This window comes from Micromonospora sp. NPDC048843 (assembly GCF_040649965.1).
Classification (GTDB): domain Bacteria; phylum Actinomycetota; class Actinomycetes; order Mycobacteriales; family Micromonosporaceae; genus Micromonospora; species Micromonospora hortensis.
Genome location: NZ_JBEZGJ010000009.1, coordinates 49795 through 73588 on the forward strand (window position 1 = coordinate 49795; position 23794 = coordinate 73588).

General features: G+C 71.0%; 14 protein-coding genes and 2 pseudogenes. 4 read left to right on the forward strand and 12 right to left on the reverse strand.

Going from position 1 to position 23794, the window contains the following annotated elements:
- Positions 1-64: 64 nt before the first annotated feature.
- Positions 65-844: a MerR family transcriptional regulator gene (locus AB0C20_RS04200; RefSeq protein WP_357191379.1), complete on the forward strand. Its 780-nt coding sequence runs from the start codon at positions 65-67 to the stop codon at positions 842-844.
- Between the two features lie 8 nt (positions 845-852).
- On the opposite strand, the gene AB0C20_RS04205 is transcribed toward AB0C20_RS04200, so the two are convergent.
- The 7 genes from AB0C20_RS04205 to AB0C20_RS04235 all read right to left on the reverse strand — a co-directional run bounded on the left by AB0C20_RS04205 (position 853) and on the right by AB0C20_RS04235 (position 14923).
- Positions 853-3885 (reverse strand): ATP-binding cassette domain-containing protein, encoded by a 3033-nt coding sequence (locus tag AB0C20_RS04205; RefSeq protein WP_357567293.1) that lies wholly within the window; start codon positions 3883-3885, stop codon positions 853-855.
- A gap of 24 nt (positions 3886-3909) precedes the next feature.
- Positions 3910-6093: an NHLP family bacteriocin export ABC transporter peptidase/permease/ATPase subunit gene (locus AB0C20_RS04210; protein WP_357567295.1), complete on the reverse strand. Its 2184-nt coding sequence runs from the start codon at positions 6091-6093 to the stop codon at positions 3910-3912.
- The gene (locus AB0C20_RS04215; protein WP_357191373.1) at positions 6090-6899 is read right to left on the reverse strand and encodes a hypothetical protein; all 810 of its coding nucleotides are present in this window, start codon (positions 6897-6899) and stop codon (positions 6090-6092) included. The genes AB0C20_RS04210 and AB0C20_RS04215 overlap by 4 nt, the downstream gene beginning before the upstream one ends.
- On the reverse strand, positions 6896-8359 hold the full coding sequence (locus AB0C20_RS04220) for a SagB family peptide dehydrogenase (RefSeq protein ID WP_357567297.1): 1464 nt from the start codon (positions 8357-8359) through the stop codon (positions 6896-6898). The genes AB0C20_RS04215 and AB0C20_RS04220 overlap by 4 nt, the downstream gene beginning before the upstream one ends.
- Before the next feature lie 79 nt (positions 8360-8438).
- Positions 8439-10715 carry a TOMM precursor leader peptide-binding protein gene (locus AB0C20_RS04225; protein ID WP_357191368.1) on the reverse strand — a complete coding sequence of 759 codons (2277 nt, stop codon included), beginning with the start codon at positions 10713-10715 and terminating at the stop codon, positions 8439-8441.
- 151 nt (positions 10716-10866) lie between these two features.
- The gene (locus AB0C20_RS04230) at positions 10867-11892 is read right to left on the reverse strand and encodes a hypothetical protein (RefSeq protein ID WP_357567299.1); all 1026 of its coding nucleotides are present in this window, start codon (positions 11890-11892) and stop codon (positions 10867-10869) included.
- A 151-nt stretch (positions 11893-12043) separates the two neighbouring features.
- Positions 12044-14923 (reverse strand): AAA family ATPase, encoded by a 2880-nt coding sequence (locus AB0C20_RS04235; RefSeq protein WP_357191365.1) that lies wholly within the window; start codon positions 14921-14923, stop codon positions 12044-12046.
- 2067 nt (positions 14924-16990) lie between these two features.
- Here AB0C20_RS04235 and AB0C20_RS04240 point away from each other — a divergent pair.
- Positions 16991-17460: pseudogene (locus tag AB0C20_RS04240) on the forward strand (tyrosine-type recombinase/integrase); the annotation flags it as partial.
- A 318-nt stretch (positions 17461-17778) separates the two neighbouring features.
- Here the strand turns inward: AB0C20_RS04240 and AB0C20_RS04245 are convergent.
- The 5 genes and pseudogenes from AB0C20_RS04245 to AB0C20_RS04265 form a co-directional block, all read right to left on the reverse strand.
- A complete protein-coding gene (locus AB0C20_RS04245; protein WP_357191363.1) occupies positions 17779-18585 on the reverse strand; it encodes an FkbM family methyltransferase in 807 nt (268 codons plus the stop codon).
- 124 nt (positions 18586-18709) lie between these two features.
- Positions 18710-18820, reverse strand: a pseudogene (locus AB0C20_RS04250) (transposase); the annotation flags it as partial.
- A 64-nt stretch (positions 18821-18884) separates the two neighbouring features.
- Positions 18885-19880 (reverse strand): helix-turn-helix domain-containing protein, encoded by a 996-nt coding sequence (locus tag AB0C20_RS04255; RefSeq protein WP_357191361.1) that lies wholly within the window; start codon positions 19878-19880, stop codon positions 18885-18887.
- Between the two features lie 281 nt (positions 19881-20161).
- Complete coding sequence (locus AB0C20_RS04260; protein ID WP_357191359.1) at positions 20162-20746, reverse strand: response regulator transcription factor; 585 nt, start codon at positions 20744-20746, stop codon at positions 20162-20164.
- 47 nt (positions 20747-20793) lie between these two features.
- The gene (locus AB0C20_RS04265; protein ID WP_357191356.1) at positions 20794-22083 is read right to left on the reverse strand and encodes a sensor domain-containing protein; all 1290 of its coding nucleotides are present in this window, start codon (positions 22081-22083) and stop codon (positions 20794-20796) included.
- A 180-nt stretch (positions 22084-22263) separates the two neighbouring features.
- Between AB0C20_RS04265 and AB0C20_RS04270 the strand changes: the two genes are divergently transcribed.
- Both AB0C20_RS04270 and AB0C20_RS04275 read left to right on the forward strand, forming a co-directional pair.
- A complete protein-coding gene (locus tag AB0C20_RS04270) occupies positions 22264-22797 on the forward strand; it encodes a DedA family protein (protein WP_357191354.1) in 534 nt (177 codons plus the stop codon).
- A gap of 185 nt (positions 22798-22982) precedes the next feature.
- Complete coding sequence (locus tag AB0C20_RS04275) at positions 22983-23762, forward strand: AfsR/SARP family transcriptional regulator (protein ID WP_357191352.1); 780 nt, start codon at positions 22983-22985, stop codon at positions 23760-23762.
- The last annotated feature ends 32 nt before the right edge of the window (positions 23763-23794 follow it).

The window sequence follows — 23794 nt, forward strand, 5'->3', positions numbered from 1 at the left end:
GGCGCCCACACCTACGCTGCGATCGGCGGACCGCACAGCGTGACAGCGGTTCGACGGGGTTGCCGTGTTCCGTCACCGAGTGCTGCCGGAGGCCACCGTGACCATCGACGAGGTGACGACGACGCCGGGCGGGCCGGTCGGGTACAGCGTGGACGAGCTCGCCCGCAAGGTGGGGATGTCGCCGCGCAACATCCGAGCGCACCAGGCCCGACGGCTGCTGCCCCCGCCGGTGCGGCGCGGTCGGGCCGCGCTCTACGACGACTCCCACGTCCGCCGACTGGACGCGATCCTCGCACTGCAACGTCAGGGCTTCAACCTGGTGTCCATCGAGGCGATGCTCGGGGTCCGGGCCAGTGACGAGGCGCCCGACGGGCTCACCGCGATGCTGCAACGCCTGACCGCCGACCGTCCCGCGCTGGCCCACGCGCTGACCCGGCACGGCGTGATCGGCCGGACCACCGACGGCACCGTCCGCACCGTCCGGCCACGCCCGCTGCGCGCTGCCCTGGACCTGCATCGGGTACGAGTGGGCACGGTGCCGGCACTGCAGACCCTCAGCGAGGTGCTGGACAGCCTCCGACCGGTGGCTGACGAGCTGGTCGCCGCCGTCACCGCCCGGCTGCTGACCCTCGCCCCGGAACTGGTCCACAGCGACGCCCGGTCGTCCTGGGCCGAACTCGACCGGGAAACCCTGTTACTGACCCAGGGCGTGGTCAACGTGCTCACCGAGGCGTTCCGGCTCGCCGTGGAGAACCAGTCGGAGGCGCACATCGCCGAACTGCTGGAGAACCACCTCGACGCGGACGTGTGCCTGGAGGACAGCACTGTCATCGACAACGGCTGACCGGGTCGTCAGCTTGTCGCGGGCTGCCCGTCCGCCTCTCGGCTCTCCGGCACTGTGTCAGACCGTTCCGGTTCAGTGAGCAGTTGCCGCCGCGCCAACCGGTGGAACAGCCCTGCAGGGTGCTCCATCAACTCGTCAAAACTGCCCCGCTGGACGATCCGTCCCGCTTCGAGGACCACGATGGTGTCCGCAGCACGGACCGTGGACAACCGGTGGGCGATGACCACCCGGGTCGCGGCCAGGGCCGCGGTGCTCCGGCTGACCACCTCCTGGGTCCGGTTGTCCAGAGCGCTCGTCGCCTCGTCGAGGAAGATGATCCGGGGTAGCGGGGCCAGCGCGCGGGCGATCAGCACCCTCTGACGCTGCCCGACGGAGAGCGTCCCGCCGCCGAACGGCACCATCGTGCTCATCCCCATCGGCAGCGCCTCCAGGTCATCGGCGAGGCCGGCCATCCGCGCCGCCTCCCAGACCTGGTCGAGCGGGAAGCTGCCGGCGCCGCAGATGTTGTCGCGTACCGAGCCGGCGAAGAGCTGACCGTCCTGCAGGACCACTCCGCACTGCCTGCGGACCGCGTGGACGTCGAGTTCGGAGAGATCCTGGCCGTCGTAGAGCACTGCGCCCTGCTGCTGGCGTTCAAAGCCGAGCAGCAACCGGAGCAGTGTGGATTTCCCGCAACCACTCGGTCCGACGATGGCGACGAACTCACCCGGGCGGACGTGCAGGTCGATGTCGATGAGCACCGGTGGCTCGTCCGGCTGGTAGGCGAAGGTGAGACGGTGCAGCGCGATCTCGCCGCGCAACTCGCCCGGGTCCACCCGGTCCGGCCGCGCCTCGGGATCGGCGCGCAGGATCTCCCGCAGGCTCCCCAGCCGGGGCACTGCCGCGATCACTTCGACCCCGGCCGACACCAGCACCAGCAGCGCGCCGAGCAGCATCGCGAACCCGACATTGAGGATGAAGAAGTCGGCCGGCGTAACCCGGCCGGCCAGCGGCCCCATCAGCACGGCGAACAGGACCAGTTGGCCGGCGACCGGCAGCACGGTGCCGAAGGCGACCAGGCCCGCCTGACTCTGCCGGACCCGTTGCAGCGCCGCTCGAGCCGTCGCGGCGACCTCCGACCAACGTGCGTGAGCGCGGGTTTCGGCCGCCGCCAACTTGATCTTGACGATGCCGCCGAGCAGTTGGTTGGTCATCGCCGCCGCCCGGTGCTCGGCCGGCAGCGCGGACCGTTGCTGACGGACGATCAGCACGGCGAACGCGCCGAAGGTCAGCATGGTGACAGCGACGATCCCCGCTCCCCACAGCCCGAGCACGGGCTCGACCACCAGGAGCATGCCGAGGGTCACCGCGACGGTCGCGGCCGCCGCGACGAGCTGCGGCAGCAGCGCGCTCAGCGCCTCACCGACGAACGAGATCCCCAACATCGAGTTGGCGATCTCACCGCTGCTGCGACCGGCGAAGAACCGGGCCGGTAGCCGCATCAGTCGGTCCCAGATCGCCAGCTGCGCGCCGGACTGCATCCGGCCGTCCAACCGCAGCAGGCGCAGGTTCTGCACCACACCCACCAGCCCCGCGACCACCGCAGCGCTGAGCATCAGCGCGAGGAAACCGCCAAGGCCGTTCACCTCGCCCTGCCGGGCCAGTTGGCCGAGCACCTCGCCGGTGGCCAGCGGCACGCCCAGGCCCAGCAGTGCCACGCAGGTGGCGGCGAACAGCAGACCCCGCACATCGCGGGACGCACCGACCAGCCCGGCCCGCAGCAGGTGGCGCATCCGAGCGGTCGGCGGCAGCGGCGCCTGCACCTCGGTCGCCTCGGCAGCGAACGTCGCGGCCACTGTCGCGTCGATCGGACCGTACGCGCGGGTGTCCGGGTCGACGTGGTGGTAGCGACCCCGGCGGAACACCAGCGGCACCGCGACGGCGCGCTCCGGGGCATCGCCGGCCCGCCACCCCACCAGTGGCCCCAGGTCCCGCCGCCACCATCGGTCCGGCAGCCGCACCTCACGCAAGAACAGGCTGGACGCTCGGGTCACCGCGTGCACCGCCGTCCGGTCGTCCAGCGGCGCCCGGCTGCGGTCGGCCGGTTCGTTGATCGGGCTGCTCATCCCCTCGGTGACCACCCGGAGCACCGAGGCCGCCCGCCCATACCGGTCGAAGCCGGCCTCGTCGTCGGGAACCGGAACCGCACCGCCCGCGCCGATCACCCCGATCGACCGGCGGGCCGCCGCGGCGAGCACCGCCGCGTCGGTCTCCCGGCGCCGCTGCACGGCACTCAGCAACGCCGCGTCGGCCTCCTCGATCCGGGTCTCCACCATCCGCAGCAGCCGGGCCACATGCTGGTCGACGGCCGGCCGGAGCTGGCCGTTGACCAGCAGGTCCCAGCTGCCGTGACTCTCCACCGCGCACGGCGACTCGGCCACCACCCAGTCCCGCTCGGCGACCAGCAGCAGCTCCCGCTCTCCCGACATCTCCGCCGGGCCACCGTCGTTGCGTCGCAGTTGCCCACCAGCGCTGCGCAGCCACCACGCGCCGCCGGTCGAGGTGAGGGCACTACCCTCCGACAGCGAGATGATCTCGCGGCCAGAGAGCGTGGACGCCTCCCGAGGGGCCTGCCCGCGGCGCAGCGCGTCGGCAACGGTGACCAGCACCAGGTCAACCGCCGCGACCAGCTCCGTCGCGGCGGTCCGCGCCCGCAGCGACGCCCCCTCGTCCGCCACCCGGCCGAGCCGAACATGCCGCTCCAGCAGGGACAGGTGACGCCGGGACAACCCACGCAACTCCGTGCCGGGCAGCGGCACCAGGATCAACCGCCACGCACCGATCGCGGTGGACGTCGGCACCAGGCCACCCGCGGGCAGCCGGGCCACATGGTGACGACGCGAGGGGCTCACTCCGGCCCGACGCACCGCGAACAGGTCGGCCTCGCCCCCGGTCACCAGCCAGCCGGCCGCCGGGCCGTCCAGGCGGCAGACCTGGCGTACGCCGTCCGAGCAGAAGCCGATCAGGCCGCCGGCCGGGGGATCCTCCACCGCGCCACTCATCAGCGTCTCCTCGGATCGTCGTGGTCAGTGGTCCCGGACCAGGCGCGCGTACGCCCCGTCCTGGGCAACCAGCTGCTCGTGGGTGCCGCGCTCCACCTCCCGGCCGCCGTCGAGCACGACGATCAGGTCGCAGTCGCGGACGGTGGACAGGCGGTGGGCCACGATCAGGCAGGTCGCCCCCCGCCGGCGCAGGTGCATGTCGATCCGACGTTCGGTCTCGGCGTCCAACGCGCTGGTGGCCTCGTCCAGCACCAGCACCCGGGGATTGCGCACGAGCGCTCGGGCGATCTCCAGCCGCTGCCGCTGCCCACCGGAGAAGTTGCGGGCGTTCTCCCGCACCGGACTGCCGAGGCCACCCGGACGGGCCGCGACCTCGTCGTACAGGCACGCGTCGGTCAGCGCGCTGACGACGTCCTCATCGGCGACCGTGAGGTCCCACATGGTGACGTTGTCCCGGACCGTCCCCTCGAACAGCCGTTGGTCCTGGTCCACCATGGCGACGCTGGCTGCCCAGAGCCCGTCGTCGGCCGCGGCCCGCTCAAGTCCGTCCACGGTGACCTGTCCGGCCCAGGGACGGTAGAGCCCGGCGACCAGCCGGCCGACCGTCGACTTGCCACTGCCCGAGCGCCCGACGAGCGCCACCCGGGCGCCCGGCGGCAAGTCGAGGCTGAAGTTCTCCAGCAGTGGACGACCCAACGGGTTGTAGCCGAAGGTGACCTCCTCGATGCGCAGGTGCCCCTCCATCGGCGTCATCGGTCGGGCGGATCGGTCCGGGGCCGACGGCAGTGGGTACCGCTCCACGTCACGCAGCCGGTTGAGGTCGGCGCTCATGTCCTGCAACCGCGAGCCCAGCGCGGTCAGGTTGCCCAGCGGGCGGTTCATCGCGGCGGCCAGGCTCTGCATGCCGACCAGCACGCCGACGCTCATCGCCTCCGCCACTACCTGCCGGCTGCCCAACCCCAGCAGCACCGCGGTGGTCCCCGAGGCGAGCAACGCCGGCAGCACGGAGAGTACCGCGGTGGGCACGCCCAGCCGCTGCTGACGGTTGGCGACGGTGGCGTGGCGCGCCGCGAACCGGGCCACGGCGCGTTCCTCCTCGCCGCCGGCCTTCACCGTCTCGATCATCTGGACGGTGGTGTACACCGTTGTCACCAGCTTGCTGCGGTCCGCCTGAAGACCGGCGACGGCGGTGGACCGGGTCGAGGCGACATAGCGCAGCACGCTGACGTTCAGCCCGGCGAGGACCACCGCACACAGTCCGAGCAGCAGGTCGTAATGGCAGAGCAGAGCCCCATACGCCAGCACCAGGCCGGTGTCCACCACAGTGGTGGCAGTCCGGCGGGTGAGCACCTCGGCGACCACCTCGTTGCCGCGGACCCGCTGGCTGAGGTCGGCGGCCTGCCGCTGGTCGAAGAAGGTCGGCGGCAGCCGCAGCAGATGTCGGAAGAACCGGGCGGCGCTGGCGAGGGCGAGCGCCGTCTCCGCGCGTACGGTAAGGCGTTGCTGAAGCAGGCTGGCCAGGAAGGTCAGCACGGTGGCCACCGCCACCGCCGCCACCAGACCGGCGAACGCGGCTCGATCCTCCTGCAACAGCACCCGGTCGACGAAGACCTTGGCCATCACCGGGATGGTCAGACCGACCACGGCGATCAGCAGGCCGAGCAGCAGCATCTGCGCGATCGCCGAGCCCGGGCCGCGCCACCGCTCGGCCAGCGCCCGCACCAGCCGGTAGCGGGTGCCGCCGGGCCGGAACTGCGGGCCGGGCTCCATGGTGAGCACGATGCCGGTGAAGGCGCCGTCGAACTCCTCCCAGCTCACCGCACGGGGACCGGTGGCCGGATCGTTGATGGAGACCTTGCGGCCGAGCCCTTCCAGCACCACGAAGTGCTCGAACCGCCAGAACAGCACCGCCGGCAACGCCACGGTGGCCAGGCCGGCCAGGTCCATCTGGAAACCCTTGGCCACCATGCCGTAGCGGCGGGCGCCCTTGAGCACTGTGGCCGCGGTGGAGCCGTCCCGGCTCACTCCGCACACCCGGCGCAACTCCTCCAGGGGCACGTGCCGACCGTGGTGCGCGAGCAGGATCCCCAGCGCGGCAGCACCGCACTCCACCGCCTCCATCTGGATCAGGGTGGGCGTACGGACCCGTCGACGCCGGATCCTGGGCAGCTCCGGCGTGCCGCTGACGGCGGTCGTCGGCGCGCTCATCGCCGAAGCAACCAATCGATCGGGTGTTCCCGGTCCACTGTGAACCAGGCGGTGACCTCGCTGGCCGAGTTGAGCTGGAACGGCGGCGGAGACTTCGTCCAGCGCAGGCCGCCCGGGGCGGCCGGGTCGGGCTCCAGGGCGACAGTCACCCGCACCACGCTGCCGCGGGCGAGCAGTCGCCGGACGTCCGGCCCGGTGCCCAGGAAGGCGCGCAGCGATGCCTCGGTCTCCGGGAAGGCGCCGACCGTGGTCACCTGGCCGGCCAGGGTGCCGAACACGTTGCGCGGCGCGGCCGCGGCGGCTACCTCGACGGTCACACCGGGTTGCAGCAGCGGGGCGGCGACGGCGGGGGCGTAGACGACTGCCTGCAACGCGTCCCCGGCGGTGTCGAGCCGTTCCAGGTCGGCCAGGTGCGTGCCCGGGGTGACGATCTCGCCTTCCGAGACCAGCCAGGCGACGACGTACGCGTCACCCGGCGCGGTCTCCACCCGCACCTTGCCGTCCGCCGTGCGCAGGCTGTAGAGGGGCATGCCCTTCGGCACCCGCTGGTGCGGTGCCGCCCACACCTTGGTGACCTGGCCGCTGTCGAGCGCGTCGAGGGCCGAGATCCCGTTCGAGTGGATCAGCACCCCGGCCGCCTCGACGGTCCGGGGCACCACTGTGCGCACCGACCACACACCTGCGGCGACGACGACGATGACCAGCGCGGTGGTGGCCAGCCAATTCGGCACCGTGGTCAGCCGGACCGCCCGGTCCAATTGCTCGGGCGCCTCCAACTGGCGCAGAGCCTGCCGCCGGAACTTCATGGCCGGCCCTGTGCCGCGGCCGGGCCGGTGGCGCGGTGTGAGCCGAGCAGGAAGTCGGCCACGCTCGGCTCGACCAGCGGGTCGAGCCCGGACAACTCGGCGAAGGCCTGGGAGTCCCCGGCGCCGAGGGCGCACGGTGCCAGCCCCATGGCGGTGGCGACGAGATACATCTGCTGGGTCAGCACACCCGCGTCCTTGAGAATCATGGCGTAGCTCATCCCTTCGTACTTCCACATGAGCCGCTGGACCCGGGCGGTGACCACCAGGACCGTCTGCGGCGGCCGAGGCAGGGCGCCGGACGCCCGGGCGTACGCCAGCAGCCGGTCCGCGGCCGGTCCCCAGCCGGCGACCGGCTCCAGCCGGTGCCCGACGGCGTCGTAGTGGTAGAGCCCGGGGTCGAGCCCTGCGCAGCGCGCGACCAGTGGGTAGATCTCCAGCTCGTAGACGCCGCCGCCGCCCGGGTAGGGCCGGTGGCCGATCTCCTGCCCGCCGGCCTCGCCGACGGCGCTGGTGTGCTGCGACCGGTGCAGGAACTCCGCCAGCCGCTCCAGCGGCAGCGGCGCCGCGTCGTCGTGTTCGCGCACGCTGCGCCGCTCGGCGACGACCTGACTGAACGCGGGATCCGCCTTGGCGATCGTCGCCAGGTCCGGCAGTGGCAGGTCCACCGCCCGGCCCCCGTCGTACGGGCGGCGCAGCGGCTGCGGGGCGAAGCTCCCCCGCATCCGGTAGGTGCCGCCCACCGGCAGCGCGTGTCGGCCGGCCCGGGATCGGTGGTGCAGCCGCAGCTCCTCCGGCGACCAGTAGGCCAGCGGCGCGTCGTCGCACTCCGCCTCGAACTCGGCGTCGGTGACCAGGATCCGGGCGGTGGCCAGCTCGTCGAGCACCCGTCCGGCGACGTCCGGCGGCACGCCGAGCGTGCGGGCCACCGTCTCGGGTCCGACGCCCGGCGCGGCGGCGGCCAGTACCGCGCCGAGGGCGGCGTCGGCGCAGCCGACAACGAGGGTGCTCAGCGGTGATGCGGCCACCAGCATGCCCCGTTCGTGCTGAAGGGCGGCGAAGCGGGAGAGCCGGTAGCGGACCCCGGGCGCGTGTGGGCGACTTTCCGGCAGACTGCCCCGGCCCAGGCCGGTGGGGACCAGGTCGAGCAGCGGCCGATCGTCGACCTGTACGCGGCGCTCCAGCCAGGAGTGGGCGAGCAGCCGGCGCAGCAGCATCTGCGCGGGCAACACCCGGTTCTCCCCCTCCAGGCCGCTGATCAGCCGGCCGACCTCGACGTCGTTGACCCAGTCGGCGGCGAGTCGCAGCAGCAGCGCCCGCCGGCCTATGCCCGGTTGCTCCAGGGTGAGCTGGAAGCGGGTCTGCCGCAGCGTCAGCGAGCCGTCCTCGCCGAGCCGCAGCTCAGCGTCCCGGCGCAGCCGGTACGACTCCTGAATCGGCGGACCGCCGACGGAGCCGCTCACGACGACCGCCGACCGACCGGGTCCACCACGGTGGTCATCCCCACATCCTTCCCACGGTCCCGGTGGCCCGGGAGCGCGGCTAGAAGAAGACGTTCAGCGGATTGGCCGATGTCTCGTCGACGGCCAGTGGGCCCCGACCGAGGCGGGCCGGCACGTCCCACAGCCGGCCGGGACCGAGCCGGCGCCAGAAGTGCCGCAGGCCCGGCACGACGACCTTCACCACCGCCAGGTCGACATCCGGACGAGACTGGTCGACGACGATCACCTCCAGGCCGGCCCGCTCCGCCCGGCGTACGCAACGACGCACGTCATCCCCGACGTCGCCGGTGGTCAGCGTCGGGTGGTCCGCCGCGGTGCGCGACGGCCGGGTGGGATCCGGGGTCAGCCAGGGCTGGTCGGCCACCCGCACGGTGCCGAACCAACGCGCGGTGTCCGGGTCGTCGACGCCGTAGCGGTTGCGGGCGGAAGTGGGACCGGCGACGGCGGGCAGGAACTGGTTCACCTCGGTGAGCGCCCGGGTCAGCGCGACCCGCGCGTCCAGGTGCGCGCCGAAGCCGACCAGGACGTCCTCCGGCCCTCGGTCGACCCGCCGGGACACCGCTGCGAACGTGGGTACGCCGAGGTCGGCGGTCAGGTCGAGGGCCCACAGTTCGCGGCCCAGTGCGGTGGCGTGATGGTCGAGGCAGGCGGCCGTCCACGGGTCGCCGAACGAGGCGAGGTCCACCCCGGGCATCCGGGATCGGTGGTACCACCACAGGGCCACGCTGTCCCGCTCCACGAGTTCGCAGATGCCCTGCAGGATTGCCTCGGACAGGTTGCCGCCGGCCGCGCAGCCGTTCGAGTCGGCCGAGCACACCCCCAACCCGGTCAGCTCCGGATGCCCGTACCAGCAGTGCGCGGCGGGCAGCTCGCGCGGTGTCTGCCGGGTCAGCGACCAGCCCGTGGTCCAGTCCAGCTCCACCTCGTCGGGCAGCGGGCGGGGAATGCGGTGCAGGTGGCCCAGGTCGCGGTTGAGCCGGTGCCGGTCGGCGTACTGGCGTTCCGAGAAGAGCAGCAGCTCCCGCAGGTGTACCGCGCGGTCCGGACCGAGCTGCCGGTAGGTCGCCCGGTGCACCGGGCGGTCGCCGCGCCACACCCCGCAGTAGCGTTCCACCGCCTCCCCGACCGCGCTCATCCGGGCCTGCAGGTCGGTCCGGCCCTTGCCGCCGCTCTGCCCGCGCAGATTCCGGCGCAGCGCGGCGAGCTGGCGGGGCTGGGCGAAGTTGTGCCCGGCCGAGTAGGTGTGGGTGACGCCGTTGTCGGTCGTCTCCAGCGGAGTCAGCCGGCTCACCACGCCCAGATACCGGCTGACGTGGTGGACGAGCGCGGCGTACGCCTCGGCGGGTTCGCGGACACGGGAGTCCCCGGCCCGACTGGGCTGGGCGCCACTAGGTGGCAGGTCGATCCGTGGCTCGGCCTTGCGGACGAGGTCCGGGTCACCGCAGGCGGGGCACTGCGGCTGGCGTACCAGTTGGTGGCTCTCCGTGCTCAGGTCCCGGGTGTCGAGGGCGACCATCCGGCCGGTGAGACGGGGCGACGCGCCCCGGACGGCGAGCACGGCGAGCTCCGCAGCGAGCAGCCCGGCCGCCATGGTGGCCAGTCCGGGCAGGACCGCTCGGCCGGGCTGCGGCAGCGGACCGGCCAGATCCTGCCCGTCGAGGAAGGCGTTCACCTGTTCGTTCTCCTGCCAGCGTTGGCGCAGGCAGGCCCAGCAGCCGGTACGGCCCGGCACGAGGTGCGGGCCGAGGAAGACGACGTTGCCGTGTGGCCGGGCCAGCGTCCACGCGCGACCGGCGGCCAGGTGGCGGTCGTTGATCAGCGCCAGCCGGGGGTCGAGCATCGACGACGGCAGCACCAGCACCTGTGCGTCTCCCGGACCAGGGTCCGGTGCGTCCGGCCCGACCACTGTCGGGGCGAGGCCCAGGGCACGCAGCGCGTCGGCGGTCTCGGCCACCCGGGGCGCCCCGAGGTCGACGATGGTGACCCTTCCGCCGGCCATCCACCGCCGCCCGACGTCGGGCGGCACACCCCGGGCGTCCCAGCCGGCGGCCTCGGCTGCCGAGGTGTGCGCCGGACCGGACACCAGGAGGCCGTGGTCGCGCAGCCGGGCGAGGGCTGCGGCGACGGCGGCGACCGGGTGTCGGGTGGCCAGCCGGGCCACCACGTCGGCCAACGGGGCGGCACCGTCGAGCTGGTCGGCCAGGTCCGCGGCGACCGGGTCGTCGATGAGTAGGCTGCGGGTCTCCCCCAGCACCACGAGCGGACCGTCGGGCAGCCGCACCGGCACGTAGTCCGATCGGAAGCGCGGACGCCACATGGGTTCCTCCCGAGCTTCGTGGCCGGACCGCGGCACCGGCGGCCCCGCCGGCGATCACGGCTGCTGTCATCGTCGCGGTCCGGTGGCGTCCAATCCGAGTGATGCCACCGGTTTCTGCCGTCGCCGACGCCGTGGACGCTCGGCGGCAGGGTCAGTCGGCGGTGACTGTCAACGCGGTGTCGTTGAGCCCCAGCACCGATGTGCCGACGGTCTGTGCCGGCACCAGCAGCACGAAGGTCTCCACCCGGGTGACCCGGATCGACTTTCCGCTGATCGCCTTGAGGTGACCGGTGGCGATCAGATCCGGGCTCTGCGGTTCCAATCGGACGGTGGCCGGACCGCCGGGCGCCGGGCGCAGCGTGTCGGTGGCGTGGATCGTCAAGAAGGTGAGCGTGCCGGTCGGCACCGCGACCGCGCAGTCGGACCACTCGGCCCGGTCCATCGTCCGCTGCACCGCCCCGCCGACACCGGCGAGCTGCTGCCCGTAGACCTCCCAACCGCCGGCGAACTGGCCGTCGAGCAGCGGGCTCGACACGACGAGGGACCGGTTGCCCGTCGTGGACCCGATGCTGCGGGCGAACACCTCGGCGGTGAGGGCCCGACGGCTGGTCTCGTCCAGGGCGGCGCCGCCCGCGGTGGCCGGCCGGCCGTCGATGCTCCGGGCGACCACCAGCGAAGGTTGGGTGACCTGAACGTTGTGACTGAGCTTCCACTGGCCGTCAGCACCGAGCACGAACTGGCTGACGTCCGTGGGCGCCAGCTCCGAGCCGGTCAGCCGGAGAGTCGCCGTGGCGAGGAAACAGGCCGGGTCGGCGGGTGGTACCGCGAAGACCGGGTTGATGTGCTGGAAGGACGGTTGCGCACGCTGGTTGTACGCGGCCCGACGTACTGCGGCGATGCTGATGTCCAGCGAGGGCGAAACCTCCTGCGCCCGCAGCGCCTCGACGTCACCGGCCACCGAGGCGGCCGAGTCGGCCTGGTCGAAGACGGTGAGCACGAGCGCGGCCCGGTCCCGACCGAAAGTGGCCGAACCGTGAGGTGCCGGGGTCGCCGCGTCCACTGGCTCACCAGCACAGCCGGTCAGCACGAGCAACGCCACCGTGGCGGCGGCGAACGGCATCACCCGCACCGGCCCGGCGAGGGTACGCGGGCTGCTGACGGATCTTCTGCCCAGCATCTCGTCCTCCATCCACCACCGGTGCACGGGAATCGCGCCCGATGCAGTCGAGTATGTGAGCGGCTGTCCGGCCACGACGGTGGCGGCGCGGCCTCGTGCTGCCCGGCCTGTCGACGTTGCACCGAACGACGTCATCCGGCCTGGAATGCGGTCACCGATCGGTGTCATCGAGACGAGCGACCCAGGCGGCCAGGCCCGACCGGGAAGCGACGCCCGTCTTGCGGTAGAGGCGGGTCAGGTGCGCCTCAACCGTGCGGGGGCTGATGTTCAGCTGCCGCCCGATCAGTCGGCTGGTGGCCCCGGTCGCCGCCAGCCGCGCGATGTGCCACTCCCTGTCGGTCAGGGCGGCGACCTCGCGCGGGCCGACCGGACGGGCCAGTCGCAGGCCGACCCGTTCCGTTCCGCACCACCCGGCCAGTTCCAGCGCCCGGCGGCGGGCCCGCGCCGCCAGGCCGGCCTGGTCGGCGGCTTCGGCTGCCCGGACCAGGGAGGCCAGGGCGAGGCTGCGCCGTAGCACCATCCCGCCGGCGCGGAACAGGTCAGCCGCGGTCTCCAGGTGCAGCAACGCCGCCCGGACCTCGCCGCGGGCGAGCAGCACCTCGCCGTACGCCGACTCGGCGAAGCCCCGCTGCCCGGGCAGACCGACCTGATCCGCCTCGGCCAATGCCAGCCGCGCCTGCCGCTCGGCGTCTGCCACGTCGCCCGCGGCGAGCGCGGCGGCGCAGAGCAGCTCGTACCACCTGGGCCGGAGGGACGTCTGGAGACGGCTCAGCCGGCTGTCGCCGCCGGCTGAGCGCACCAGTTCGGCACAGGTCGCCGGATCACCCGCCAGCAGCGCCGCGGTCGCCAGCGCCGTCGCGGCGGTACGACCGCACCAGGTGGCGAGGTCGGTGGCGATTCCGGCGGCGCTGCGGGCCAGCGCCACCGCCCGGTCGTCGTCCCGAAGGCCACCACGCCACGCCGTCGCCTCCGCCTCGAACGCCAGGGCGAAGCTCAACAGGTCGCGACTGCCGATGCGCCGGGCAACGATGCCCGCCTCGGTAGCCAATCCGATGGCGGCGCTCAGCTGCCCGCCGTGGTAGGCCACTTGACTACGACCGAGCAGCAGCTGGCACAGTCCGTCGTCGCGGTGCGAGGCGCGGACGAGTGTCAGCCCTCGGTCGAGGTGCCGCACCGCGTCGGCCTGCCGTTCGAGATACAACTCGCTCAGGCCGAGTGCGGTGAAGCAGTCGGGGTGGTCCCGCACGTCCCGGTCCGGCAGCGAGTCGACGATCCCGGCGCCGGCATCGAGCAAGCCCTGGGCGGCGTCGAGTGCGCCGTCGAGGTTGGCGGCCAGACTACGCACCGCCAGCAGGCTGGCCCGGTCCGCGCCGGAGCCGCCGAGATCTCCGCTGAGCACGTCGGGCAGCCCGGTCACGGGGCGGCCGGCCAGGATGCCGGCGACGCCGATCTCGGTGGCGAGGCGGTAGCTGTCGCTAGGTCCGGCATCGGCTGGCAGGGCGGACAGCTCCCGCCGGCTGATGGCCACCGCCTCCGCGTAGTTGCCGAGCAGACGTTCCACGCGCGCCCAGAGAGCTACTGCCTGCGCCCGCCGTCCCTCCGGGTCGGCGGAGAACAGCGGCACGATCTCCTGGAGCAGGGCCCTGCTCTCGGCCAGGTTCCCCGCCTCCCCGGTGATCTCGGCCAGCGCGAGCGACACGTCCTGGCGACGTCGCGTCAGACCGGCCGTCGGCCGCAGCGCACGCAGCGCCAGTCGCAGCCAGCGGATGGCCAGGTCCGGCGTCTCGCGCCGGACCTCCTGCGCGGCCCGGCAGAGCACGTTGACGCAGCGGTCGGCCCAGCCACCGTTCGGCAGGGCGAGCAGGCGCTCCGCGTAGCGGGCCCGATCCGCGGGTGGCGCGCCCAGATCGACCAGCGCGGTGAGCGCCCGCGCACACGCCTCCACCTGCCACTGCGTGTCGGTGTCCTGAGCGACCGCCATCCGCAGCACCGGGTGCCGGGAGGCGAACCGTCCGGTGCCGGGGACGCGGCGGATCAGGTCAAGCCGGGCCAGCCGCCAGCAGGCCTCGACCGCCAGTGACGTCGGGACCTGCGCAACCTCGGCGAGCAGGTCCGCGGTGAAGGGCGCGTCGACGATCGCCCCGGCCCGCAGACAGGCCAGCTCGACGGGGGGTAGGTCCGTCCACTCGCGGCGCAGCACGGCCACCGCCGCGTCGGACAGCCGGCCACCCTGTGCTTCACGGACCGGGTCCGCGCTGTTCGAGGTGGGGTCGCTCGGCAGCACCGCCAGGTAACCGGGGTTGCCGTCGGTCAGGTCGTACCGGGCGCGCAGCTCCACGTGGTCGATGTGGGGGTGCAGGAGCGCGACCTCGGCGAGGCTGAGAGGGCGAAGTTCGATCCGATCGCGTGACGTCGGTTCCACATCGGCGTGCTTGTCGGGATCCGGTAGCCCGAACGGCATCGGGGTCGCCATCTGCCGCGGGCGGTAGACGAGCACGAGCAGCAGCGGGGCGGGCACCGGATACCGCAGTAGGTGGGTGATCAGACCGGTGGAGGAGGCATCCGCCCAGTGCAGGTCGTCGAGGACCAGCACCAGACCGTCCCGTGCCGCCAGGCCGATCAGCCGGCGGGCCAGCTGGTAAGTCCGGAACCGCCGGGCGTCCGATGCCCGCGCCGGCGACGCCGGCACCGCGGCGACGGACTCCGCCCAGCTCTCCCCAGTGGGCCGTCCAGCACGCACCCCGCGTCGGAGTGACTGCCCCTCCGTAAAGGCATGTCGAAACACATGGAAGGGGACTCCTCGCTCATCCGGCGAACAGGTCCCGACGGCCGAGGGGACTGTGGAGTCGCACCGCTCCAGGGCCTCGCGGACGAACCGGGTCTTGCCGATGCCCGGCTCTCCGACCACCTCGCAGACCATTTGCCAGCCACGGCTCAGCACGGCGGCCTGGGCTCTCCCGATACGTGCCAACTGTGGTCGTCGCCCGACGAAGCGCGGGCTCGATGATGCGCTTTCCAGCCCAGGTGTCATCACGCAGACCAGACGCCTTCCGGCACACTCAATGGGAATTGGTCGCACTATACCGGAGCACCGCCAATTGTCGAAACAAACCGCGGCGGTCAACCCCTATTGAACAGGTGGCGGCGAGATGCAGTTCTTCCCGGCATCGCACCACAACCGGCAGAAAAGGACCGGTAGTCAGAAGCGTGGAATGATGTCCATGAAACCCAATAAATCACCTGTCGTCTACTACGCCCGGGCTATCGCCAACGAACCCCAGGTCACTACCGGGCTCCGGGGCTACGACCAGCCCACCTGGACAATCATCGGAGGGCCGCGCCCAATCTGATATCACCACGATAATGGCCGTCCATATTGAATCGCCCGAAGCGGCCATATTTCCACCTTTACTCCTCAGTCGTGACGCTCATCCCACACTATGAGCCGACGGCAAAGGATTCCCAGACCGCAATTGACTGGAATCCCACCGCCAGAACCGGCCCCCTGCCGCCAATTTTCAACATGCGAACAGCAACATGCAGACGCAACAAGCACATACGAGACGAGCACAGAAAAGCCGCAGGCATCCAGCCGACGGGAATCGGGCCGAGCGGCCTGCTCCCTGCGCTAGCCGGCGCCAAGTGCCCGTGACGAACCAGACCCTGGACAACACCCTCCTGCGTTGTCGTCACCCTGTGTCTGCGCCCCGCCGGCTTCCAGCCGGCGAGCCGGTGCGGTGGCCAACCGCAAAAACTTGAGCCGCTGCTTGCTGTCAGGGGTGATCCGGAGCCGCACAGGCCCGATCAAGCGTTGATCACCTCTTGTCACTGACCGTCAACCACGGACGGGATTTTCGGGGGGGTAACGGGGGACCGACAAAACCTTGCGAAGATCCCACCGCGCTGACCGGACGGCCCGATTCGTACCGACGCCCCCTTGGCCCCCAGGCAACGATCAGAACCCGTCAAGCTCCCTCAACGCACGCCTTGGGCTGGCGTCAGCGTCCATCGTCGTCCGCCAACGTCCAGCCGTGTACTCCGTGATCGTCATCCAGTTAGTCACTCAGGCCGGTAGGCATCGTGCTCGGCGTAGTAGACCATCGCTTCGTTGGATCGTGGAGGAGTCGTTCCAGGCCGGAAAGGGTCAGGTCGGTCTTGACCAGCACCAAGTCCGCCGCTGGACCTCGTGGCACCGGCTCACCACCCTCGCCCTGGCCGCCCTCGCCGTCCTTGCGATCTGCGCCACGGATGCCCGAGCAGCAGACCGCCACGCTCAGCCCGACATGATCGGGCTGACCGTCAACGAGATCGGCCGTCTGATCAACGTCCTGCTCGCCCGACCGACCCGTAGCATCGCCCACCGTTTGCGCTGGTCACAGTGGCGACGCCGCCACCTGGAAGGCCGACATCCGATCCGTATCTGGCCCCGACGGTCGTCTGCACCGCTGCATAAGGCTCCGCGTGTGGGGTTCAGGAAAGAACGGCCGTGTCCTACAAGTCGACTTGACCGAGCTGCCCTCCTCGGAACCCACCGTTGCCTCTGGCTATCGGTACGTCGAGACCGACGTGCATGGCAGTGGGGAAACGTATCCGTTCCCGACAGCTGCGAACGTACGCGTTCTTGTCTGTTACGGGCTGAGTGCTGGTTGGACGCCGGAGGCGTCGGGTGGGACGTTCCAAGTCACCCCGGCGGCTGAACTTGAGCTACCGGAATTTGCCATTACCGATCTTCTGTGGACCGCCGACCAGCATCGATAGTGCTGGGCACAGACCGACGCCGAAGCCCAGCTTCGGATCGGACGCGAGCACCTGCCCGACGAACGGCAGGGGGCACCACCTCGTACTCGGTCCTCAAGGCGAGTCCCCGGGCCAGGTTGGACAGCTTCTCGTACGCGGCCAGCATTTTTCGGCGGAGACGACCGCGTAAGGGGTTGTTCTGCCCGCCTCGAGATTGCCGCCGACCGCGTCGGTGAGTGGGCCACTGCCCAGCATCGCTCGTTCCGGTCGGGGTCCAGACGACGGGAGCTGTCCAACGCGGGCGCGTGTCATGCCGACGACTTGAGCGATCTGCGGGTGCGTCATTCCCTGCGACACCAACGTCGACCTCGCCGGCAAGCCGGCCAACGATCCCCCGGTGCCGCCATCCATTCAGGTCTGGCGCTCGGTCCGCGCCGATGGAGACACCAAGACCAAGGAAGTCGCGTCGTACCCTGGCTCTGCCGGCCCGCTGCGTCACCGCGCTCACCACCCACCGCGAGTGCCAAGGCCAGCCTGTCCCTCACCACCTCGTCTTCGCCTCTACCGCCGGCACGGCCCTCGACCGGCACAACATGCTTCGGGCCTTCCGCCCCGTCGTCGCCAAAGCGGGCCTCGACCCGCGCGACTGGACACCCCGGGCACAGCTTCGTGTCCCTACTGTCGGACAGCGGCATGAGCCTCGAACAGATCGCGGACCTCTGCGGCCACTCAGGCACGGCGGTCACCGAGAGCGTCTACCGGCACCAACTACGGCCGGTGCTCCTGGGCGACGCAGTCGCCATGGATCGGATCTTCGACGGTGAAGCGTAGTCACTCAGTCAGTCACCAGGCACGACAGAGGGGCCTTCTCGATCTTCCGACAAGAAACGCCGATGGCGCGTGGCCCATGCCGCAGCGACCCCCTCCGGGTGCTTCGCCGTCTCACCCGAGGCGAAACCGCCACCCGCCAACAATGCCGCACGTTCAGCACACCCGACTGACAGGCCTGAAGTCGCTGAGCAGCGACCAGCAGGCCGCCGTGCACGATGCGCTGCGCCGGCGCGTGCCGATCGGACCGGACGGCGGCATCCAACACACCGTGCGGGCCTGGACGGTACGGCACCCCGATGTGAGGCATCGCGCCCCCGGTCAGGCGCGTCGGGCCTCGATCTCATAAAGTTCCGTCCCGGCCAGCGCGGGATCCTGATCGACGCTGATGCGGAAGCCCTGCGCCCGCAACAGCTCGCAACAGGCGTCGAGGCGGCCACACTCGTCGTGCACCTCGGCCACGACCTCACCGATACGGGGCCAGTCGGCGGCCTCCACACCTCGCAGCACCTCCAGCTCGGCGCGCTCGACATCGACCTTGAGCAGCGCGATGTCGCCGTACGGGCGCTCGCGCAGCAGCGTGGAGACCGTCAGCGTCGGCACCTCGAGGCTCACACCGTCGTGCAGCCCCTCGAGCACCATCTCGATGAACTCCTCCTCCACACCGGAGTTCTCCAGGTAGCGGCGGGTCAGCGCGTCATCGGTCACCGGGTCGGCGTGTAGCCCGGAGTTGCTCGGGGCGTTCGGGTAATAGACGAACCTGCTGTGACCCACGTGGTCGGTGATCGCAGCCCTCACGGCCCGTGAGCCGGGGACGTGCGCGGCGAGATTGGCCTGCAGGCAGGCGTACAGGTCGGGGGCGGGCTCGACGGCGACGGTCGTGATCCCCGGCTGGACATCGTGGAAGAACACCGAGGCCAGCCCGATGTTCGCGCCGATGTCGAGTACGCGGTCGCCCGGGCGCAGACGGGCGGCGGCGCGGCCGTACATGCCGTCCGGGGTCATCTCGCGCCACACTGACATGGTCTCGGCCGAGCCCACGCCCCAGACGGGAGCGTGACCCGGCAGACGCACCTCGACCGGTTCGAACGGGCGCGGGCTCGGGGCCGGGCGTGTCCCTGTGTCCATGGCTGAACCGTCCCTTCCAGGAGCGCGAAGTCACGCCAGCGTGGGGGTGGTCGCTATACGGCATCTATATCGCGGGACCCGCCCGAACCCTGGCCCCGCTGCGGAGGCGCGGCGCAAGGCGGACTTGCGCTGCGGCCAGGATCCGATCCCAGGCGCCGTCCGCGGTCCAGCGGCGTAGCTGTTCGTGGCAGGTCTTCCACGGCCCGAACCGTTCCGGCAGGTCACGCCACGTCGAGGGCACCCACTCCGGCCGGAGCGGTTCAGCTCCGGCCGCAGCCGTTCGATCCGGCCAGAGCGGTTCAGACCCGGCCGGAGCTGATCCAGCCCCGTTCGGCAGCGCGGACGCCGGCCTGGAAGCGGCTGCTGGCGCGCAACCGCTTCATCAGGAACGCCACGATGCGCCTGGCCGTGCGGACCGAAACGCCGAGCTTGCGGGCCACCACCTCGTCCGTGTAGCCCGCGGCGAGAAGTTCCGTGATCACTCGCTCCTGCCGGGTCAGTTCCTCGTCCGGTGTCTGCTCGCCCTTGCCGAGCGGGCTCGCCTGCCGCCAGACGTTCTCGAACAGCGCGTGCAGTGCGGCGACGGGTGCGGCGCCGGTCAGGACCAGGGCGCCGCTGCCGGGGCATTCGGGGTCCAGGTCGAGGATGGCGGTCGCCCGGTCGTAGATGGTCATGCGGGGCGGCAGGTAGGGCGCCGTGCGGATCTGGGCGCCCGCGTCGATCAGGGTGCAGGCGCGGGAGGTGGATTCGGCGTCGTTCACGATGCTGTCCAGGAAAATGCATCGTGCAGTGACATCCCGGGACAGCAGGCGCGTGTCGACCGTTTCCAAGACCCGTCCTTCCGGGCCGCGGAAGACGCTCGGGGCGACGACGGCCACCTCGCTGACGACGGTTTGTGATAGTCGCTCGCTGCAGGCGTAAATGGAATCCAGGTCGGTCAGTGCTTGTACGCTGACCCGGTCCGAATGCGGACGGGTCTCGCCGTATTCGACGACCATTTGGCTGATCGCGGCGCGCGTGTCGACCATTGCTCGCTGGCGTTCCAGCAGGTCAGCCTCCCGACGTTGAAGCAACATGCCGAGGCCGATCTCCGGATGGATGAGCCGCAGCGCGTCCGGCGCCTCCAGCGACGGGCGCACGAGGGAGAGCCTTGCCAATTCCTCGAGGGCGGCGTGCACCCGTTGTGACGACCATTTCAATTGTCGAGATATATCAACTGCGGTCGCTACCGAATGTTTCAGCAATTGCTGATAGACAGCCTCAGCATCCGTTCCCAAGCCGAGATCGGCCAGCATCCTGCTCCTCCCCCATGACCACCGAACCGCACCACCCGCGGCGGAGCGCGACGGACGGTGGGAATTCTGCACGAAACAACGTCGCCAACCCAAGGCCCTTAAACCCGGCGAACCCCATCGAAGGTGGTGAACGAGGCGCGCAAGTTAGGTTTCAGTCCTGTTTGGAGGCGGTGGCAGAAAGTTGCCATGGCCGGAAGATGCCATCGATCCCCGGGCTCGGCCCGCGCCGGGCACCGAACGCGGCGAGCCCGGGCGGAGGGCGAGGATCCGCAGGTCAGGGCTCAGGATCGCAGGAAAGTGAGCACCGCGAGCACGCGCCGGTGGTTCTCCTCGGTCTGCGGGAGGTCGAGCTTGTAGAGGATGTTGCGGATGTGCTTGGCCACTGCCGCCTCGGTGACCACCAGCTTCGCGGCGATCGCGGCGTTGGACCGGCCCTCGGCGACCAGAGCCAGCACCTCGCGCTCACGGTTGGTCAGCGCTTCGAGGGGATTGCGGCGCCGGCGCAGCATCTGTCGCACGACCTCGGGATCCACCACTGTGCCACCCGCCACGACCCGGTCAAGGGCGTCGAGGAATTCCTCCACCTGCCCGATCCGGTCCTTGAGCAGGTAGCCGACGCCCGTTCCGTCGCCGGCGTTCAGCAATTCCGTCGCGTACATCGTCTCGACGTACTGGCTCAGCACGAGGATGGGCAGGGCCGGGTGTGTGCGGCGCAATTCCACCGCGGCGCGCAGCCCTTCGTTCTTGAATCCCGGCGGCATGCGCACATCGGTCACGACCACGTCGGGGTCGTGCGTCTCGACCGCTTCTCGCAGGCCGTCGGCATCGGAAACCGCGGCGACGACCCGGTGACCGAACCGCGCCATCAGCCCGATCAGGCCCTCCCGCAGCAGAACGCCGTCCTCGGCGAGGACTATTCGGAGTTCGGAAGCGGCTGGCAAGGAATCTCCACAACTATTCGGGTGGGTCCGCCCGGTGGGCTGGACAGCGTCAGTCTGCCATCGACGACGGAGACCCGGTCACCGAGGCCGAGCAGGCCGGTCCCTGCGTCGATGTCGACGCCGCCACGACCGTTGTCGCAGATGCTCACCGTCAGGCGGCCTTGCGCATATCCGCCGGAGATCTCCCCGCGGTCGGCGCCGGAATGTTTGGCCATGTTCGACAGCGCTTCCGAGACGACGAAATAGACCGTCGACTCGATCGGCCGGGAGAATCGTTGCGGCACCGTCAGGGAAACGTCGATCGGGATCGCCGAGCGGGCCGCGAGATCATCCACCGCCTCCGCCAGGCCGAAATCGGTGAGGACCGGCGGGTGAATGCCGCGGATCAGTTCCCGCAGCTCCACCAGAACCATTCCGGCCTCGTCGTGCGCGCGGGTCAGCTGCTCCGCCAGCGGTCCGGCCGGCGCGTCGAGCCGGGCCACCCCGAGCATCATCGTGAGGGTGACGAGCCGTTGCTGGGCGCCGTCGTGCAGGTCCCGCTCGATACGGCCGCGCTCGGCCTCGAATGCGTCGACCAGGCGTACCCGGGAGCGGGTCAGCTCGGTGATCCGCTCCCCCAGCTGGCTGCCGGTCGAGGTGATGAGGACCCGGGCCAGCGCCCCGCGCGAGCCGGCGAGCAGGCCCAGCCCGTACGCGCAGGCGACCAGCGCGAGGACCCCCACGGCGCAGGCGGCGAACGCGCCCGACCAGGTGGTGACCGCGTACGCCTTCAGCACGTTGACCTGCTCGCCCTCGCCGACGGTGGCGAGCAGCAGCGGGGTGGCGAGCAGCGCGAGCGGCACGGTCACCCCCAGGGTCACGGCGAGCAGGTCGATGGGCCAGAGCACCAGCATGAGCAGCGCCGCGTAGCCGAGCTCGCGCCACGTGACCGGCTCGGTGAAGCGGGTCCGCAGCCACGAGGTGAGCCCCGGGCGCGGCGGGATGCGGTGGGCGTCGGGCACCGGCCGGGCGTCGATCATCCGCAGCGACCAGCGCTCGACGACCGCCACGGGCAGGCCGAGCAGGGCGATCGCGCCCAGCAGCGGGATGCCGACGACCACGACCGCGAGCAGTCCGCCGGCCGAGAGCAGAAGCACCGCGACGACCAGCGTCAGCAATCCCGTCAGAGCATTGGCGATCAGATATCCGATCGAGCGCAAAGGCCACCCGGACAGCAGGAAAGCCGGCCGGGCCAGGGCCTGCCATACGTTTTGCGCGCTCACCTGGACAACCGTAGACGGCCGGTGATCGCGTTTCCAGCCAGCAGGTGCGACCGGCGGAGGTAGTGCCTGCGTTACCAACAAGACTCACTTCCGGAGGCGTGTGTCGGGCCCACAAATCCTGTTCTCTTGATGAAGTGCATCCGCACCGCAACGACCACCCCACTGAAGGGTGAGCACCCCATGACCGATTGGCTGGCCGGCAACGTCATGATGCTGGGACTGTGGGGCACATTGCTGGTGGTCCTGCTGCTTCCCGCGCTCGAGGCGGCAGTTCCCTTCATCGGCATTCTGGTGCCGGGACAGAGCGCGGTGGTCGTGGGCGGGATACTCGCCTCGCACCGGGTCGTCCCGCTACCCGCGACCATCGCCGCCGCTCTGCTCGGCGCCGTGCTCGGCAACTTGATCGGATATTGGGCCGGTAAGCGGTGGAAGGCGGCGGCGTCCACCGCGGCGAGGGGTGACGGGCTGCGCCGCCGGCACACCGCGAAGGCGCTCGAACTGGTCGAGGGGCGGGGCAGCGCGGCCGTCCTCATCGGACGGTTTCTGCCCGGGTTGCGCACGCTCGTGCCCACACTGTGCGGCATGGTACGGACCCCCTGGCGCGCGTATCTGACCTGGTCGGTGGCGGGAAGCGTGGTGTGGGCGGTGACCTGGACGCTCATCGGCGTCCTCGTCGCCCGCGGGGCAGGCAGTGTCACCAGCCTCGTTACGTGAGCGAATACTCGTAAGACTTCCATATTTGTCGCCCCATTGCGGGATTCGCACGTGGCAACCTGCTGCCATCGCAGCCTCCTGACGCCGTAGGGACGCCCGGGTGAAGGTTGGGACCCCGGAGGATTACTCCGGGTTGATCGCCCATGACCGGTGGGCACCCAACACGGTTCGGCAGCGGGGGATACATGGAATTCAGGATTCTCGGTCCGGTGGAGGCGACCCGCGACGACATGACCCGGGTGACCCTTTCGGGCACGAAGGTCACGACCGTCCTGGCGGCGCTGCTGCTCGCCCGGGGACGGGTGGTCTCGGACGGCCGGCTGGCGGACCTGCTGTGGGGTTGGTCGCCACCGGTCACGATGGGCGCCCAGATCTACACGTACGTCTCGCGGCTGCGCAAGCAGCTCGGCGGCGGCGCGGAGATCGAGCGCCGACTTCCGGGGTACGTGATCCGCACCGGCGGCGCTCAGGTGGACCTCGTGCGCTTCGAGGACCTCGCCGAACAGGGCCGCCAGTCGCTGCAGGACGGACGGTACGAACGGGCCAGCGACTGCCTCTGGGAGGCACTCGAGCTGTGGCCCGGCCACGCGCTGTCCAACGTCACGGAGCACATGGCCGCGGTGGAGCTGCCTCGCCTGGAGGAGCTGCGGACCGCCGCGGTGGAGAACAGGGTGGAGGCCGATCTCATGCTCGGCCGGCACCGTGAGCTCGTCGCCGAGCTGACCGGGCTCGTCGCCGACCACCCGCTGCGGGAGCGGATGCGCGCCCAGCTGATGACGGCGTTGTGCCGCAACGGACGGCAGGCGGAGGCGCTGCAGATCTTCCACGAGGGGCGCCGCCGGCTCGCCGACGAGCTCGGCGTGGATCCGGGAGCGCACATCACCCGCACCTATCAGGCCGTGCTCAACAGTGAGCTCGAGCGCACGCCGGCCCTGAGCCGGGAGTCCGCGCTCGTCACGGTCTGACCGTTCCACCCGGGAAGGGGCACCGGCGTCTC